Consider the following 16,511-nt stretch of genomic DNA (forward strand, 5'->3'; position numbering starts at 1 on the left):
TTTTTACCTGTTTTTTAAAGCGGAAGCAAGAAACTTCCGCTTTAAAACAGGTTTTTATTTATAAAAATAATTTTATCCCTCCATTTACTACAAAACCATCAACCGGGGCATAAATATCCCTAAATTGAGGATTGGAAATAGAACCGGTATATATAGAATCAAACCGGGTTTGACGGGTATCGGTAAAGTTTTCGAAATTCAGGAAAATCGAGAAATCTTCCCATAACTTTTCCATCATTAAACCAAAAATCCAGTATTCCTGTCCGGTTGCGCCGTCGCTTAACTGCTGCGGACTAAAATAATAACCCTCCAAACCAATTTTAAGTTTTTCATGCTGCTCATACATCAAAACATTATTTAAACGGTGTTTGGAAACCAGCGGCATTTCAAAGGTATTTCCGTTCTCAGTGCGGTCTACATCTGCATAAGTATAACCGGTAAATAATTTAAAATCTTTATAGCCAAACTTTAAATTTGCTTCTATTCCCCTGCTTTCCACAAACCCGTTTGGTTGTAAATATTCAAAAACGCCTTCTGCAGTATTTTCAAGAATTATGGGCTTATCAATTTTAGTATAAAAGAAAAGTGTATTGCTTGTAAATTCTATAGTTTCAAAAAGTTCGGTTCGGTAATTAATATCAAAATTTCCCCCAATGGAATTTTCGGCTTGGGTAGTGCTCACATCAATAGGCATCACATTTCTAAATTGAAGTCGTTCTGCATCTTCGGTAAAAACCGAAGGTGTTTTGTAGCCCATTCCTCCTCCAATCCTAGTGGTAATGGCATCAGAAATTGTGAACATTGCCGAGATTCTTGGTAAAACAAACCATCCATATTCATTTTGATAATCTGTTCTAAGTCCGCTTTCCAGTTGAAACCAGTCAGTAGCCCGCCAATTATTCTGAACAAAAGCTCCATACGTTAGATGCTCATAATCTACCACGGGAGCATCAGTTAAAATATCCTGTTCAAAGCTATCTACCCATAAATTGAGGCCACCAATCCATTCCATTTTATCACCACCCAAAACTACAGAAGCTTCATTATAAGAGGCAAACTGGTTCCCTGCAAAAATATAGTCACCGGTTTGAATTTCCCGGTCAAAAAAACTGAAACTATTTTTTAGGTTAAAGCGATTATCATCATTCCACGAATGCTCAAAACCAGACTGTAAAGTGGTTCTAGCCGTATTATTTCTCTCAAAAAATGGGTCTTCCACGTCTTCACCTTCCAGGTAAGCTATATTCCCACCGGTGCGTTCTTCCACCGTAGTATTCACTCCCACATCTAACTTCGTATTTTCTGAAAACTCGTAAAACACCCTGGGATTTATAGTATAACGATTAAATTCAGGAATAGCGGTTAAACCAATATCTGCAGGGTCGTAAGGAGATCCAAGGTTGTAAGAAGCAAAAACGGTAGTCCCCAATTTCCCATAGGTATCAGCATAAAATCCGCTAAGATCCAGGCCCAATGCTGAGGTTGCATTCAGCATAAAATTAAGTTCTCTTTCCTCTCCCGGAGTTTTGGAAATAAGATTTACCAGTCCGGCTATGGCTCCACCGCCGTACAGAGTAGACGAAGAACCTTTAATTACCTCAACCTGTTGCAGGTCTAAAGGTACAATTTGAAGCAAGCTGAGACCACCGGAAAAACCGGAATAAAGCGGATATCCGTCTTTTAATAGCTGTGTATATTTTCCATCCAGCCCCTGGATTCTAATACTTGAATTACCGGAAATTGCTGAAGTTTGCTGAGTTTGAATTCCCGTAGTTTCGTTGAGCAACATCCTAATGTCACCGGGTTTCATATTTCCTTTTTCGGTGAGTTCTTCGCCAGAAATTACTTCTACCCGCGTAGGTAAATCGGCCATACTACGCCGGGAACGGGTAGATTGAATAATAACTTCTTCCATTTCTTCCCCGCCGGGTTCAAGAAAAATTTCCAACGTATCCTGGGTGGCTCTGGGAAAATCCAACGTGATTTCTTCTGAAGCAAAACCCACAAAACTAAATACAATTGTTTGTTTACCATTTGGGATTTTGGTTAAAGTAACTTCGCCGTCTATATTTGCAGTGGCTCCAATATCTGTTCCCGAAACTACCGCATTAGCCCCAAGTAAAGGCATTTTATCTTCAGCATTTTTAATTATGGCTTCCAGGGAATTTTGTCCCACAGCGTTAAAAGCGACCAGGAAGATCGCCAGTTTAAATAAGATTTTAATCATTATGAAAATTTAGGTTATTATTAATTCTGTTTTCAAGAAATAATAACCTGTTTTGGCGGTTGCCAAACTCTTTCGGCATAATCGGCTTCAACACTTTTAAAAGTGAGTCCGAATAAATTTGAAAATGGTATGGGGTGAAGGTCAGGGACCGTCACAATTTCATCTGTATTTGGAATAAAACCCGTACAACTTCCGCAGCTTATAAAAGGAGAGCATAAGGCGCAATCATCGTTTTGCTGATCCTGATTTTCAGAAATTTTTATCTCAGAAGCTGATTCACAATCATCGCCTATACAGCAAGGATATGCTGAAACAAGCAAGCAAAATATGCCTAAAAAAGTTGCCAGGATTTTCATATTTTCAAAAGTAAGAAATTCCTGAGAAGGAAGATTATTTTTAATGATATCCGTCATATTTAATTTCGAGATTCCGCAATAAATTAGACCGAATTTTAAAGCAGAATTATTTCTTATCGTTATTATTCACCTTCTAAATTAAATATTATGAGAGCTATGACCACAGAGGAAAGTATTAAGCTACTCGCCCATAATTATATAGGCAGGCTCGGCTATATTTCCAGGGCAAGAGGAGAAATAATTCCGATTACCTATTATTATAATCCTGAACAGCACAGTATTTTAACCTATTCGGGGCAGGGAGGTAAAATTGAAGCCATGCGCAAAAATCCTTTGGTCACTTTTCAGGTAGATGAGATTTCATCATTAGAAGAATGGAAATCGGTTTTATTGTACGGCAAATTTGAAGAATTAGAAGGAGCAGATGCTAAATATATGCTGCGTTTATTTTCTGAAGGCGTAAAGAAAGTAATAAAAAATACAGGAAATCCCTGCCCAGATTTTATTGAAAATTTTTCCAGTAAAAGTAACTCAGAATCACCTGTAGTTTACCGTATTAATATTGATGAAGTTAATGGACGCCAAAGAGAGTAGGTTAAAGCTAAATAATTTGTAATTTTTTAATAATTTTAAGCCTATTAATTCACTTGATTAAGCAAACCACCGCATTTAATTAAACTTATAATATGCAGGGGAAACCCGAAAAATTAATAAAATTAATTTGAAGAAATTTTACTCCACTTATTCTAAGACCAGAACTGGACCCGAGAGCCAAAGCTCCCACTCAGCCAGGATAAAATCTCAATTATTTAGAACCACATCCCAGCAAACGCACGAGGCGTATATGGCAAACAATTGTTTAATTTTCGCGGCAAGCTTCGGAGTATTTTAATCACGATTATCAAATAAATAAAAGATTTATTGATGAAAATTTTTAGGCTTGTAAACCTGATACTTACGTTATTTTTTGTATTTACAAATAGTGTATATGCCCAGTTTAATGTTGACGGGCAAATTGTTCAAAGAGGCGAATACCGCCACGGTTACGGTAAACTTATTGAAGAGAACCAGGATGCAGCTGCTTTTATTGCGCAACGCGCCCGTATAAATGTACAATATGAACTGGAAAAATTTAAATTCTATGTGAGTATTCAGGATGTTCGTACCTGGGGAAACACCCCGCAGGTAAAAGCCAACGATAATTTTCTTTCCCTGCACGAAGCCTGGGCCGAAACTTTTTTATCTGATAATTTTAGCATCAAATTAGGCCGGCAGGAACTCAACTATGATAATTTTAGGTTCCTTGGCAATTTAGATTGGGCATTACAGGGAAGAGCTCACGATTTCGCACTCTTAAAATATGAAAAAGGCACAACAAAGTTACACGCCGGGGCAGGTTATAACCAGGATAACCAAAGCCTAAGCGGGAATTTCTTTAGTACACCCAACCAATATAAAGTCGCTCATTTTTTGAGGTATGAGAATTTTAGTGGAAAGTTTAATTTTTCGGTCCTCTTCTGGAATAATGGATTACAATATTCTAAATTAGACACTAACGAAGAAGTAATTAATACCGGCATCTATTACCGGCAAAGTCTGGGTTTTCCGACTTTAAAATATCAGTTAGGAAATACAACCTTAGCAGGTTTTTATTATCATCAATTCGGTAAAGATTTGCAGGGCAGAAAAGTGAATGCTTTTGATGCCAGTGCCCAGATTTCTCAAAGCATTCCCCTGGATTCAGAAAACGGAAAAAATCTAAAATTTACCCTGGGAATAGAATTGCTTAGCGGCACAGACCCTGGCGGTAATAACGGAGAGAACAATTCTTTCTCTCCGCTGTATGGTACTAACCACGCCCATAACGGATACATGGATACCTTTTATGTTGGCGGCCGGCACGAAAATTCTGTGGGTTTACGGGATATATTTCTTAGGACGAGGTACAATTTGAATCAGAAGTTATTTGTGTCTCTAACCAATCATGCTTTCAACAGTTTTACGCCTTATTCTGGATATGACGATTTTCATCTTGGTTATGAAACAGATCTCGCCCTTGGATTTATTCTGAATAGATCGGTTTCCCTGCAGGCGGGTTACAGCCAGTTTTTTCAAGACAACAATCTTGTAAATTTGCAAAATGTACAGAACCCGGCTGGAACGCAAAACTGGGCCTATCTTATGCTAATGTACAGGCCCACAATGAAAAATAGGTTTATAGGTCTACTGTTTTAAAAAAGACGATTAACTGATTAATTTCTGAATGAATTCTGTTCAAATTATCTAAAAAGGTCTTAAAAGATTTATTGTCAAATCATTATCGCCGGCTTTATATAACATAAAAATTTCATCAGCTTATATGTTTAAAATTGTGAATATCTATTAAGCATATTTAATGGCTGACGCTTTTTAAATCCTATTTTTGAAGCCCTAAAAAAATATAGATTATGAGCGTAATTTGGTTTGAATGTAAGGTGAAATACAAAAAAACACACGAAACCGGAGAACAGAAAATGACCACAGATACCTATCTTTTAGATGCCGTATCTTATACCGAAGCTGAAGCAAGAATTAGCGAAGAGATGACTGCCTACACCAGTGAGGATTTTAGAATTATGAATATAAAAGTCGCTAATTTTTCTGAAGTGCATCCTTTTGAAAATTCTGATAGGTGGTTTAAATCCAAGGTTTCCCTCGTGGCTTTAGATGAAGAAAGTGGAAAGGAAAAAAAGACCAATATTTACCTGTTAGTCCAGGCGAATGATGTGAAAGAGGCTTTTGAAAATACTACCAAAGCAATGGAAGAAACTATGGGAGATTACTCCATCCCTTCTATTACGGAATCTCCAATTTTAGATGTATTTCCATATTTTAGCGGTGAGGAAGAACAACTGGAAAAATTTAATGTGCTTGATGCCGATGAGTCTTCAGAAGCAGAAACGGCTGAAGATACTGAAGAAGTTGTATAAAATTTATTTTCAAAATAGAAATAGGCTGGCTTAAAGTAAAGTATCAAATCAATTGGCCTTAGATTCTAAAGTGTTTTTGCTATAAAACATCTTAGATTCTGAAACCAGTTCAGAATGATGAATTGAAAACTTTTAAGCCAGCCTCTTTTTTTAAAGTTTCTCTTAAAGAATTTTCAGTTTAGATAAAACCTAGTTTTTAAATTTCTTCCAGATTTTAATACCGAGTTTTATAATAACAAAAACTACAAAACCAACTACCAGGCCGGTTAGAAATTCTACGATAATTCCAGGAAGATTTTCAAATAAACCGTGGAAGAAATCGAGATTGTGTACAAAAATTCCTCCCGAAACCAAAAGCAAAGCTATGGTACCAATCACCGATAAACTTTTAATAACTTTAGGAAGCGCACTTACCAGAAATCGACCAATTTTATCAGAAAAACTATTTTCTTCCTCGTTTAAATTTATAAGTTTCGCACCAAACTCATCCATTCTTACAATTAGGGCTACAATACCATAAACCCCTACGGTGGCAATAATCGCAATTAGGGTAACCACAATAATTTGCGTAAGTAAAGGCTCCTGCCCTACCGTACCCAGGGCAATAATTACAATTTCTACCGAAAGTATAAAATCGGTTAAAATTGCAGATTTTATCTTCTCTTTTTCCCGGCTTAAAACTTCTTCTTCTGATAGTTTTTCGAGTTTCGGTTTTTCCTTTTTATGAGAATGAGGAAATAAGTACTCGTGAACTTTTTCGGCGCCTTCATAAGCCAAGTAGAGCCCGCCAATTATAAGAATAACCGTAATTGCCGATGGCAGAAAAGCACTTAACAAAAATGCCGCTGGCAAAATAATAAGCTTGTTTAAAAAAGAACCTTTAGTAATTGCCCATAAAACCGGTAATTCCCGGGCAGACATAAAACCTGAAGCTTTCTCTGCATTAACCGCAAGATCGTCACCTAAAAGTCCTGCTGTTTTTTTTCCGGCCACTTTTCCCATCACCGCTACATCGTCCATTAAAGCTGCGATATCATCTAAAAGGGCAAAAATTCCTGACGCCATAATTATTTACTTTAATGCCGAAAGGTAAGTGTATTTAATAAATTGAAATCTAAATATTATTGTAATAATTCTTTCAAATTGAATGCCCTATGGAATTAACTGCAATGAAGATCTCTATTTAAAAATATTCTAAATAAAATTTGTGCTTTAAAAGAGAACATTTTACTTTCGCTTTAATATTTATTTAGACCTATTCTAATTAGATATAAAATCAACAATGATTATCCGGTACTGGCCGGGTTAAAATTTGGGTAATGGATAAAAATAAACCGGGAAAAAAGTTCAGAAAATATATTAGAACCCTTCATTTATACCTTGGGCTGGCCACAGGTTTAGTTGTTTTTATAGTTTCTATTACCGGTTGTCTTTGGGCGTTTCAGGAAGAAATTACCGCATTAACTTCTAAAGTGCCAGAAGTTGTTCCGCAAACCAACCCGGAGATAGATCCATTAGAAGCTAAAAATATTGCGCAAAGTGTTTTTCCTGGAAAATATATTCACGGCACATTATACGGAGGAGGAAAAAAGCCTATAGAAGTTATTTTTTATGAAGAAAAACCGGAATTTTACCAATCGGTATTTCTTCATCCCTGGACCGGAGAAATTCTTCATACAGAAGATCATTTATCAGGATTTTTTCATTTTGTTTTAGATGGTCATATGCATTTATGGTTGCCTAAAGAAATAGGAAGCGAAATTGTAGCCTGGAGTACTTTTATTTTCTTTCTTATGCTGGTTTCTGGCATTATACTTTGGTGGCCTAAAAACAAAAAAGTTAGAAAACAACGCACCTGGTTTCAATGGAAACCAACCACCAGGTGGAAACGTAAAAATTACGATTTGCACCAAATTGTTGGTTTCTATGCCAGTTTTATAGCGGTTATTTTCATCTTTACCGGGCTTGTAATGACTTTTGAAACTTTTGCTAAAATATTTTATAAAGGTATTGGAGGAGAAAAAGAAGTGGTTTTCGCGGTTCCTGAAAATACAAATGGAAGCTTTAAAAATGTACCAGGAAAAGATGAACCCATTAGAGAACTAATGCCCTTTTTGAAGGAAAAATTTCCAGAGGCAAAAGACTTTGAAATTCATTATCCCCATGATGAAAACCATAGCATTTATGTAGAAGTTAGCAATAGTGATGACATTTATTACGATTCAGATTATAGATTTTACGACCAGAATGACCTTACTGAAATTCCTTCAAAAACTATTTACGGGGTCTACGAAGAAGCTGGTGTAGCCGAAAAAATATTAAGAATGAACTACGATATTCACGTTGGTGCCATTGCCGGGTTGCCGGGTAAAATTTTAGCCTTTTTAATTAGTTTATTATGTAGCTCGCTGCCCGTAACCGGTTTCCTTTTATGGTATGGAAAAAGAGTGAAAGCTAAAGCACCCCAACGAAGTGAAAAACAGGTTTTGGCTGCTTCAAATTAAAAATAAATCTCTACTTTTTGCTGTACCTGGTATTTAAAATACCTCAACTTTTATTAAAAATATCATCCCAGGTATAGTTTTCACTTCCAAAAAGACCTTGAACTATATTCCTGCGTTTCTGTAGCTCTTTTTCGTCATCTTTAGAATTTAAAGTTGGAAAGCTATAAGAATTCTCCGCGTTCTTTCGTATTAGTAAATTTGAAGCGAAATTCTTTTCCATATCTTCTAAAAAATCAGATAAAGAAGATCGCAATACCTTTAATTCCTCGCGGTATTTATTTTCTTCTTCAGCATAAAGAAGAATACTAATTGCCTCATCTAATCTTGCAATATTAATACTAAAACTGTCCCTTTTCTTACTTTGCCTGTAAAAATGAACTACCGGATATGCGTGATGATTCACCGCATGTTTATCTATTAAATTTTGTAGCTCTGAGATTTGCTGGTAGGTGAAAGATGAATCAAAACTTAAAATATTCGTTGCTATTTGCCGTGGCGTTTTTCCCAGGTGATAAATACTCTTAGACAGGGTTCTTTTATTTACCAGTGCCGATGCAACCGAGAGAAAATAGGTCATTGAACTGGTAAAGAAAATAAAACCAAAGAAGGAAAATGCACCGGTTAGCATTTCAAATATTGCGGTTGTTGGTGTGAAATTTCCCATTCCCAGGGTGGATAGCGTATAACTTGTAAAATAAAGGCGCTCCCAAAAGTTTGCTATTTTACCACTGCTATTGGTGATAGCTTCGGGATTTGAAGAGAAAACCAAAAACAGACCACCCCAAATTAGGAGAAGCCAGAAAAACAGGATCATAAGATTCACGAACAAACCATTATAATTGTAGGTTTTTCTACCAAAAATCTTTACCCCAAACTGAATGATCTTATCAGATAAAATAGAAATATTCCTCGAGACGAACCCGGTACCACTTCCCGAAAGCGTGGTGAAAAAAAAGTCGTGAATTGCTATAAGTAATAAGACAATTCCGATAAATAGTAATATTCCAGACATTTATTATTTTTTAAAATTTTTCTTCAGACTTCTAAAGGTAAAAACAATTTGATTAATCTTTCGTATAAATTCAAATTGGTAGCAGCGCCTGGCATTGATTAGTGTCTGGGCTATATTTTTATGAAAATTTTAAAAAAGACCCGCTTAATAAGCTATACCTTAGATACTCATGTATAATCTATGAGCATAGTTATGAAATATACAAGAAAGTACTGGTTGCTTCCCTTACTGTTTTTTGTTTTTACATCCTGTAATGATAATAAACAAGAGCAAAGCGTAGAAGTAAAAACCGAGGAAGAAGTTAAAGAAAAGAAAGAAGAAATACCTGATATTGCCGACAGCAGTTTTAAAGATGGGATGACAGGTACCGTTTATCATTATTATTTAAAAGTACGAACCGCTTTATTTAACGATGACCTGGAAGCTGCTAAAGATGCTTCCCAAAATATTGCAAACAGTTTTGATGATGATTTTGCCGAATTAAAATCTCTTTCGGAAGAAATGGCGAAAGCTGAAGATATTGAAAAGTTAAGAAGTACTTTTTCTGATTTTTCTGTTGAAGTTGAATCCCTATTTAAGCAAAACCTTTCTGAAGGAACAATTTACAAACAACACTGCCCAATGGCTTTTAATAACAAAGGAGCATTCTGGTTTGCAGAAGTTGAGGAAATTAAAAATCCTTATAAAGGTGAAGAAATGCCGAAATGTGGCAGTATAAAAGAAACAATCAAACCAAAAAAATAAATTATGCAAAAGGGAAATTATGCAAAATTTGGATTAATGATGTTAGTCTCATTCATAGTAATGTACGGCATCATGTTCTTAAATGCTGATAAGTTTGAATATGTGATGTTAAGCACGATGCGAACGTATATGACACTTTTAATGATAACAGCTATGGCGGTTATTATGCTATTATTTATGCTGGGGATGTATAAGAACAAAACCCTTAACGCAATTATATTAGTGGTTTCTATAGTTGGTTTTGGTTCTGTTTATTATATGATGCGTACACAAACCGGGATTTCAGACGTTCAATATATGAAAGGGATGATTCCCCACCATGCTTCGGCAATTTTAACCAGCCAGGAAGCCGATTTAGAAGATCCCGAAACCAAAGAACTTGCTAAAGAAATTATTGCCGCTCAAAAAAGAGAAATTGCTCAAATGAAGAAAATAATTTATAGACTGGAAAATGAGGAGGAATAATACATAGAAAATAATTTCCAGTAGTGTAGCAGTAGAATATCCTGCCTATTTATAGATTTTAATTTTTCTACTTCTAATCAGGCTTTGCTGCGCTTTTCCTTATAAAATAGCTTTCCACTTAAGAATAGGAATACCAAAGGGATTAAGGAGATTGGACTATATTCTTCTTTGTTCAGAAAACTTACAATTAAAAGAATTGCCGCAATTATTACGATCATCAAGTTTTCAAATCTTGCTTTATTCATCATTTATATTTTTTGAAACTTTTTTTAATTGATTCTCAATATCTTCAAGGTATATTTTATCCATTGGATTTGAATAGGGATCAGAAATTTGCTTTCCTTCCTTGTAAAGTTTCCTGGCTTTTTCCAAAGACGATTTATATTCAGTGGGTTTATCTAAATTCAAAAAAGCTAATGCCGAATAATATTGATTTTCAGCTAAATCATTATTTTGAGATTGTTTTTTAAATAATTCAATTGCCTGCTCAAATCTCTCGGTTTCTAAATAAAGTACCCCGAGATGTAAATAATCATAGGCACCTACAAAATCTTCAGCCTCATTTAGTTTTATTTGGTTTTCAATAATTGCTATTGCTTTTTCTTTTTCCCCAATTCCTTTATAACACAAGCCTTTTGCTATGTTTAAATGATAAGTTCCATTTTGGCCCTGACCAATGTCGTAATCTACCAAACTATCTAACTTTTCAATATCCTTAATCGCTCCTTTATAATCTCTAAAAAATTGGTAGCGACACCAGCCCCTATATCCAAGATGTTCTTTTGGGTTGAGCTCTACAGCTTTATCTATAAGTTTTTTCCAGGTTACAAAATCTCCACTTTTAAGATAAGCAATAGATTTTGCCCAGTAAGCATAATCGAATGTGGGATCTATGGCTAAGGATTCGTCCAGAATAGTTTGGTATTCTTTACTAAACTGGTAATGCTTTCCAGCCTCCATCGCTTTTATACAGGCTTCGTATTTTAATGTGTCTCCCTGATATTTGTATGCTTCGCAATTGGGTTGTGCAAATAATCCGGAAAATGAAAACACCAATAATATTAAACTTAGCTTTTTCATTAAGGCAAAATTTCGGTTAGTTGGCCATCTTTAATTTTAAAAATGAGATACATATAATAGTCAATAGGATCATCCTGGCGGTAAAAAATTCCCCATTTTTCAATACCTTTGGTTATAGTTACAAGTTGATTAACTATTTTATTATCAAACTCAATTTCCTCGAAATTTTCATCAGATTGCAATACTCTAAATCGGCCTGTTTTACCTTCACAGTTTACTATAAAACGCAACCTGATAAAGCCGTTTTGATCACTATCTGACAAGGTTTCGTATTTTGACTTAAAAGTGTTTAGAATAGACGATTTTTCTCCGGTATAAACAGGACCCTGGCCTAAATTGAAATACTGAAGAATCTGACTATCACCATTGCAAACTTTAAAGGTTACATCATCAATCTTTTCATTTTGCGCTATGTCACCAACCCAGCGTGAATATGATTGTTTTTCAGTATTTTTTCTATCAGATTTGCAACTTAGCAGAGCAAATAGGGTAGATATTATTAAAAGTGATTTTTTCATTCGGTTTGTTCAAATGGCCAACAGATCCATATAATTTTTACAAGCATTCCTTTCTATCTATTTTAAAAATTCAAAACCTACATCCATTTAAAATAAACTTTAATAGATTGGAAATATAGATCCTATAATGACTTATTTATTATCCCCCATTCTATTAATAATCTCTCTTAAGAGCCCATTTTGTTCTTCTCGTAAACTGATAAATTTGTTAACCCACTTAAAGATCAAATAAAGTATTCCAAATATTATTGCGAAATAAACAATCATAATTATAATCGGAAAAAAAGAAAAAAAGCTCATATTTTATTTTTTAGTTATTAATTATTGAAAAAAGCGTGTAGGGAGCGATTGCCATTTTGTTAATGAGATCTTAAAAATAGAAAAAATATTGAATTTTTTGCTCAAATATTAAGAAATACCTGTCCAAAAATTGGTATCTTTTAATAAACCTAAGAGTAAACATATTATAAACTCTTTTATAAATACTTGTTCAGAAAATGAGCAAGAGGTTATTGATTATTTTAAAGCAAAAAATAGAAGCTACTTATAGGCAAAAAAATTCTATAATTTTTACGAATCCATAGGCTGGAAATTGAATGGTAAAAATCCGATCACAAATTGGCAGGCCTTTGCCCGAAGTTGGATGCTGAAAGCTGATGAAATAAAAAATGATCCAAAGTCTAATTCACCGTCCCAGAACCGAGACAACTTGCATACTGGCACCTATAAAAACTATGGAGAGCCTTTATAGATTTAAAATTGGATTAAATTCAAAATTTAATCCAATTTATTTTTACGTTTATCCTCTTTTTTATTTTACTTAGTTAACGAAAACAACTTGGGACAGTTGTAAGTGCAATACTGCTTTCGCACAGTTATTTAATGTTTGTAAAGGTGAACAGTACTAATTAAAATTAATTATGAGTTTAGATGTTCAGTTAATTAGAAAAGTATATTTAAGTTACGATGAAGGTAAAACGCATATTGAGAAGGAAGAAGAATTGTATTGGGCCAATATCACTCACAACTTAAATAAAATGGCAGCGGAAGCTGACATTTATCAAGCATTATGGCGACCTGAAGAAATTAATTCGACCAAAGCAAAAAATATTATTAAATTACTTGAAAAAGGATTGAAGGATCTAAAATCAAGACCTGAATATTTTGAACAATTCAACTCGAGTAACGGATGGGGTTTATATGAGAACTTTGTGCCATTCGTTGAAAATTATCTGAAAGCATGTAAAGAATTTCCCGACGCTGAAATTTATGTTAGCAGGTAATTTTTGCTTTAACCAAAAAGTAAAAAAACAACAAATTGCTTTCTACAAAAAGCATAAAACAAGTATATTTGCTTTTTACAGAAAGCAAATATGGAAAATTTATTATTAGAATTTCAGTCAAAAATTGCACGGATACCCTTAGCAATACAGCGTTATCTTATTGATCAAATTGATTTAAACAACAGGCTTATTGCTATAAAAGGAGCAAGAGGTGCGGGAAAAACAACATTGCTTTTACAGCTAGCAAAATTACATTTGCCAATATCATCCAGTCTTTATGTGAGTTTAGATCACCTCTATTTCTTTGAAAATAAACTGTATGATTTAGCGAAACAATTCAACCAATTTGGAGGAACGCATTTATTGCTTGATGAAGTTCATAAATACCCTAATTGGTCAAGAGAAATAAAACTGATTTATGATAACTTTCCAGAGCTTCATATTATTTTTACATCATCTTCGATGCTCGAAATCTATAAAGCTGAATCGGATTTAAGCCGAAGAGCTGTTGCATATGATCTAAAAGAACTCTCTTTCAGGGAGTTTATTGCTTTTGAAACCAAACAAAAAATTCAACGCTATACATTTTCAGAAATTTTAGCGAGGCATAACGAAATTGCTGATGAACTTTTAAATGAAATAAAACCTTTACCACTATTTGACAAGTATTTAAAAACCGGGGTGTACCCTTATTACAAAGAGAATGAAACGCTTTATCTTCAAAAATTACAAAATACCATCAATCTTATTATAGAAATCGATATCAATGCGGTAGAAGATTTACATTATGAAACCTTGGTAAAACTTAAAAAACTATTGATCAGTGTAGCTTCCAGTGCACCCTTTACTCCAAACATTACAAAACTGAGTGAGAAAATAGGAGTTTCTCGCAATATGTTAGTACAAAGCATAAAAATCCTGGAACGTGCCGGTCTGGTGAATGAGTTGTATAAAGATACTTCCGGAATTGGTATATTAACCAAACCTGAAAAACTATACTTGAACAACACGAATTTAATGTATGCTTTAGCAAAAGAAAACACCAACATTGGGAATGTTAGGGAGACGTTTTTTTTGAATCAGTTTAAAGGCTTACACGAAATCAACCGATCAGAAACTGCTGATTTTTTAATTGATAAAACCTATACGTTTGAGATAGGCGGAAAGAACAAAAGTAAAAAACAAATAGCCGGTACAAATAGTGCCTACATTGCAAAAGATGGTATAGAGATAGGTTTTGGAAATATCATTCCTGTTTGGCTTTTTGGTTTTATGTACTAAATGGAGAGAAGGGTGATGGCAAAGAATGTGCAAATAAAACAAAAGACTATTTATGAAAGTACTTTACTTTGCTACGCATTTTCCATTAATAATCACTTTTAGATTAGTTTCATTAGGCACTTGATTTGTGGTGATTGCTCTAGGTTTTGTATTAGCTAAAATCCGATTGTCTTCATTTTGTATATGTATAATATCTTGGGAACCATTTAGGCTCAGATTTTATGCTTTTAACCAGTTCGTAAATCGGGAGGAGGTCAATTTGTGCTGAGTGAAATCCAAGACAATACATCTTACTTTATTTATGCTTGGGAACAATTTAGTACAATATATTCATAGAAGTACTCTTCAATAACGTAAAATACTATTTACTTTTTTACCTATATTTGTAAAATATATTTAACGTTATGTCTAGAAACAAGATTGTATTATTGCCTAAAAACAAAAAGCTTTTACAAGCAGTGGGTGAAAATATTAAGTTAGCACGCTTACGGAGGAAACTGACGATGGATCAGGTTTCAGAACGAGCAGGGATTTCCCGTCCAACGCTTTCATCTTTAGAGAAAGGAAATCCTGCGGTTTCTTTAGGTATTGTTTTGCAAGTTTTATTAGTATTAGGTCTGGAGAAAGATATATTGCTTTTGGCCGACGATGATGTATTAGGTAGAAAAATACAGGACGCCGATCTAACCGTAAAGGAACGCGCCCCAAAAAACACTAAGAAATAATGGCACTGGAACGAAAAGAAATATTGGTATATGCGCATTGGGATGGAATTGAATCTCCATTCTTAATGGGAAGTTTATATGCTACGCCATCTAGGGGCAAAGAAATATTTTCCTTTGAGTACGATAAAGGATGGTTACGATCGGATTATGCACAGATCATAGATCCAGACTTGCAATTGTTCGAAGGTGCTCAGTACCTGAATGATGAAGAATCCAATTTCGGAATTTTTTTAGATTCTTCACCTGACAGATGGGGACGGGTGCTGATGATGCGTAAAGAGGCTGCTAAAGCCAGGAAAGAAGAACGCCGACCTAAAACTTTAATGGAATCAGATTATCTACTCGGAGTTTACGACAATAACCGAATGGGAGGACTTCGTTTTAAAACCGCACAGGATGGTGCTTTTTTAGATGATGATGAAACTATGGCCGCCCCACCTTTTGCTGCACTTCGAGATCTTGAATTTGCCAGCTTACAACTAGAGAAAGAAGATGCCTTAGATAACCCAGAATATCTAAAATGGCTCAATATGCTAATGGCTCCGGGGTCTTCTTTAGGAGGTGCAAGACCTAAAGCCAATATTAAAGATATTGATGGCGATTTATGGATTGCTAAATTTCCAAGTCAAAATGATCGCCAGGATATGGGCGCCTGGGAAATGCTAGCGTATCGACTTGCCATTCGATCCGGTATTGAAATGGCACCGTCAAGAGTACAAAAATTTTCACACCACCAACATACATTTCTAACACAACGATTTGATCGTAAAAATGACGGTACCCGCATTCACTTTGCTTCTGCAATGACTTTATTAGGATATACTGATGGAACGGATTATCAAGATGGGGTTAGTTATTTAGAGCTGCTGGAATTTTTAATGCAGAATGGGGCTGATGTTGAAAATGACCTCCGGAAGTTATGGAGACGTATTGCGTTTAATGTTTGTATTTCGAATACGGATGATCACCTTCGCAATCACGGATTCCTCTTAACGGATTCCGGTTGGATACTTTCGCCGGCTTATGATATCAATCCAACTCTGAACGGCACCGGTTTAAAACTTAATATTTCAGAAAATGACAATGCTTTGGATTTAGACTTGGTAAGGGAAGTCGCTCCTTATTTTCGGTTAAAAGAAAAAGAAGCCAATGCTATTATCAATAAAATTCAGCAGAATGTAGCCCAATGGGAACAACTAGCGACGGATTTAAGTATTCCAAGAAATGAAATGGAATTAATGAAAAATGCGTTTAAACATTAAAATAGTTCATCAATACTATTTCTTACAATAAAATGATATTTTTGGACAATCAAGCAGTTCTAATTAGGGGAAGCTTACAAATTAC

Annotated in this window: 16 protein-coding genes; 10 read left to right on the plus strand and 6 right to left on the minus strand. The window is 34.8% G+C overall.

What is annotated here, in order from left to right; translation table 11 throughout:
- Positions 1 to 58: 58 nt before the first annotated feature.
- Together AO058_RS17425 and AO058_RS17430 are read right to left on the minus strand one after the other, a co-directional pair.
- Complete coding sequence (locus AO058_RS17425) at positions 59 to 2,227, minus strand: TonB-dependent receptor (protein ID WP_075327694.1); 2,169 nt, start codon at positions 2,225 to 2,227, stop codon at positions 59 to 61.
- A gap of 32 nt (positions 2,228 to 2,259) precedes the next feature.
- A complete protein-coding gene (locus tag AO058_RS17430) occupies positions 2,260 to 2,640 on the minus strand; it encodes a DUF6660 family protein (RefSeq protein ID WP_075327695.1) in 381 nt (126 codons plus the stop codon).
- Positions 2,641 to 2,730: 90 nt separating this feature from the next.
- Between AO058_RS17430 and AO058_RS17435 the strand changes: the two genes are divergently transcribed.
- The 3 genes from AO058_RS17435 (at position 2,731) to AO058_RS17445 (ending at position 5,552) form a co-directional block, all read left to right on the plus strand.
- Entirely contained in the window at positions 2,731 to 3,177 is a 447-nt protein-coding gene (locus AO058_RS17435) for a pyridoxamine 5'-phosphate oxidase family protein (RefSeq protein ID WP_083634210.1), read from the plus strand.
- Positions 3,178 to 3,507: 330 nt separating this feature from the next.
- Positions 3,508 to 4,818: an alginate export family protein gene (locus tag AO058_RS17440; RefSeq protein ID WP_075327697.1), complete on the plus strand. Its 1,311-nt coding sequence runs from the start codon at positions 3,508 to 3,510 to the stop codon at positions 4,816 to 4,818.
- A 212-nt stretch (positions 4,819 to 5,030) separates the two neighbouring features.
- Positions 5,031 to 5,552 carry a DUF4494 domain-containing protein gene (locus AO058_RS17445; protein WP_075327698.1) on the plus strand — a complete coding sequence of 174 codons (522 nt, stop codon included), beginning with the start codon at positions 5,031 to 5,033 and terminating at the stop codon, positions 5,550 to 5,552.
- A gap of 189 nt (positions 5,553 to 5,741) precedes the next feature.
- Here the strand turns inward: AO058_RS17445 and AO058_RS17450 are convergent, their stop codons facing one another.
- Positions 5,742 to 6,617: a DUF808 domain-containing protein gene (locus AO058_RS17450; RefSeq protein WP_075327699.1), complete on the minus strand. Its 876-nt coding sequence runs from the start codon at positions 6,615 to 6,617 to the stop codon at positions 5,742 to 5,744.
- Positions 6,618 to 6,871: 254 nt separating this feature from the next.
- Between AO058_RS17450 and AO058_RS17455 the strand changes: the two genes are divergently transcribed.
- Entirely contained in the window at positions 6,872 to 8,056 is a 1,185-nt protein-coding gene (locus AO058_RS17455) for a PepSY-associated TM helix domain-containing protein (protein ID WP_075327700.1), read from the plus strand.
- A 43-nt stretch (positions 8,057 to 8,099) separates the two neighbouring features.
- Here AO058_RS17455 and AO058_RS17460 read toward each other — a convergent pair whose 3' ends face one another.
- The gene (locus AO058_RS17460; protein ID WP_075327701.1) at positions 8,100 to 9,068 is read right to left on the minus strand and encodes an ion channel; all 969 of its coding nucleotides are present in this window, start codon (positions 9,066 to 9,068) and stop codon (positions 8,100 to 8,102) included.
- A gap of 192 nt (positions 9,069 to 9,260) precedes the next feature.
- Here AO058_RS17460 and AO058_RS17465 point away from each other — a divergent pair, with 192 nt between their 5' ends.
- Both AO058_RS17465 and AO058_RS17470 read left to right on the plus strand, forming a co-directional pair.
- The gene (locus AO058_RS17465) at positions 9,261 to 9,812 is read left to right on the plus strand and encodes a DUF3347 domain-containing protein (RefSeq protein ID WP_075327702.1); all 552 of its coding nucleotides are present in this window, start codon (positions 9,261 to 9,263) and stop codon (positions 9,810 to 9,812) included.
- 3 nt (positions 9,813 to 9,815) lie between these two features.
- Entirely contained in the window at positions 9,816 to 10,277 is a 462-nt protein-coding gene (locus tag AO058_RS17470) for a DUF305 domain-containing protein (protein WP_075327703.1), read from the plus strand.
- A gap of 237 nt (positions 10,278 to 10,514) precedes the next feature.
- Here AO058_RS17470 and AO058_RS17475 read toward each other — a convergent pair whose 3' ends face one another.
- The gene (locus AO058_RS17475) at positions 10,515 to 11,357 is read right to left on the minus strand and encodes a tetratricopeptide repeat protein (protein WP_075327704.1); all 843 of its coding nucleotides are present in this window, start codon (positions 11,355 to 11,357) and stop codon (positions 10,515 to 10,517) included.
- Positions 11,357 to 11,875 carry a hypothetical protein gene (locus AO058_RS17480; protein WP_075327705.1) on the minus strand — a complete coding sequence of 173 codons (519 nt, stop codon included), beginning with the start codon at positions 11,873 to 11,875 and terminating at the stop codon, positions 11,357 to 11,359. The genes AO058_RS17475 and AO058_RS17480 overlap by 1 nt, the downstream gene beginning before the upstream one ends.
- Before the next feature lie 920 nt (positions 11,876 to 12,795).
- On the opposite strand from AO058_RS17480, the gene AO058_RS17485 reads away from it, so the two are divergent.
- The 4 genes from AO058_RS17485 (at position 12,796) to AO058_RS17500 (ending at position 16,426) form a co-directional block, all read left to right on the plus strand.
- The gene (locus tag AO058_RS17485) at positions 12,796 to 13,158 is read left to right on the plus strand and encodes a hypothetical protein (RefSeq protein WP_075327706.1); all 363 of its coding nucleotides are present in this window, start codon (positions 12,796 to 12,798) and stop codon (positions 13,156 to 13,158) included.
- A 90-nt stretch (positions 13,159 to 13,248) separates the two neighbouring features.
- A complete protein-coding gene (locus AO058_RS17490; RefSeq protein WP_075327707.1) occupies positions 13,249 to 14,439 on the plus strand; it encodes an ATP-binding protein in 1,191 nt (396 codons plus the stop codon).
- A gap of 404 nt (positions 14,440 to 14,843) precedes the next feature.
- Positions 14,844 to 15,164, plus strand: a complete 321-nt coding sequence (locus tag AO058_RS17495) for a helix-turn-helix domain-containing protein (RefSeq protein WP_075327708.1) — start codon at positions 14,844 to 14,846, stop codon at positions 15,162 to 15,164.
- Positions 15,164 to 16,426, plus strand: a complete 1,263-nt coding sequence (locus AO058_RS17500) for a type II toxin-antitoxin system HipA family toxin (RefSeq protein ID WP_075327709.1) — start codon at positions 15,164 to 15,166, stop codon at positions 16,424 to 16,426. Before AO058_RS17495 ends, AO058_RS17500 begins: the two co-directional genes overlap by 1 nt.
- Positions 16,427 to 16,511 lie beyond the last annotated feature (85 nt).

The sequence above is a fragment of the Salegentibacter sp. T436 genome, assembly GCF_001932675.1.
GTDB lineage: Bacteria > Bacteroidota > Bacteroidia > Flavobacteriales > Flavobacteriaceae > Salegentibacter > Salegentibacter agarivorans.

Coding starts and splice junctions, on each gene's coding strand:
- AO058_RS17455 (WP_075327700.1), top strand. CDS start 6,872: ATGGATAAAAATAAACCGGGAAAAAAGTTCAGAAAATATATTAGAACC.
- AO058_RS17470 (WP_075327703.1), top strand. CDS start 9,816: ATGCAAAAGGGAAATTATGCAAAATTTGGATTAATGATGTTAGTCTCA.
- AO058_RS17450 (WP_075327699.1), bottom strand. CDS start 6,617: ATGGCGTCAGGAATTTTTGCCCTTTTAGATGATATCGCAGCTTTAATG.
- AO058_RS17435 (WP_083634210.1), top strand. CDS start 2,731: ATGAGAGCTATGACCACAGAGGAAAGTATTAAGCTACTCGCCCATAAT.
- AO058_RS17490 (WP_075327707.1), top strand. CDS start 13,249: ATGGAAAATTTATTATTAGAATTTCAGTCAAAAATTGCACGGATACCC.
- AO058_RS17440 (WP_075327697.1), top strand. CDS start 3,508: ATGAAAATTTTTAGGCTTGTAAACCTGATACTTACGTTATTTTTTGTA.
- AO058_RS17445 (WP_075327698.1), top strand. CDS start 5,031: ATGAGCGTAATTTGGTTTGAATGTAAGGTGAAATACAAAAAAACACAC.
- AO058_RS17465 (WP_075327702.1), top strand. CDS start 9,261: ATGAAATATACAAGAAAGTACTGGTTGCTTCCCTTACTGTTTTTTGTT.
- AO058_RS17485 (WP_075327706.1), top strand. CDS start 12,796: ATGAGTTTAGATGTTCAGTTAATTAGAAAAGTATATTTAAGTTACGAT.
- AO058_RS17500 (WP_075327709.1), top strand. CDS start 15,164: ATGGCACTGGAACGAAAAGAAATATTGGTATATGCGCATTGGGATGGA.
- AO058_RS17430 (WP_075327695.1), bottom strand. CDS start 2,640: ATGACGGATATCATTAAAAATAATCTTCCTTCTCAGGAATTTCTTACT.
- AO058_RS17475 (WP_075327704.1), bottom strand. CDS start 11,357: ATGAAAAAGCTAAGTTTAATATTATTGGTGTTTTCATTTTCCGGATTA.
- AO058_RS17425 (WP_075327694.1), bottom strand. CDS start 2,227: ATGATTAAAATCTTATTTAAACTGGCGATCTTCCTGGTCGCTTTTAAC.
- AO058_RS17460 (WP_075327701.1), bottom strand. CDS start 9,068: ATGTCTGGAATATTACTATTTATCGGAATTGTCTTATTACTTATAGCA.
- AO058_RS17495 (WP_075327708.1), top strand. CDS start 14,844: ATGTCTAGAAACAAGATTGTATTATTGCCTAAAAACAAAAAGCTTTTA.
- AO058_RS17480 (WP_075327705.1), bottom strand. CDS start 11,875: ATGAAAAAATCACTTTTAATAATATCTACCCTATTTGCTCTGCTAAGT.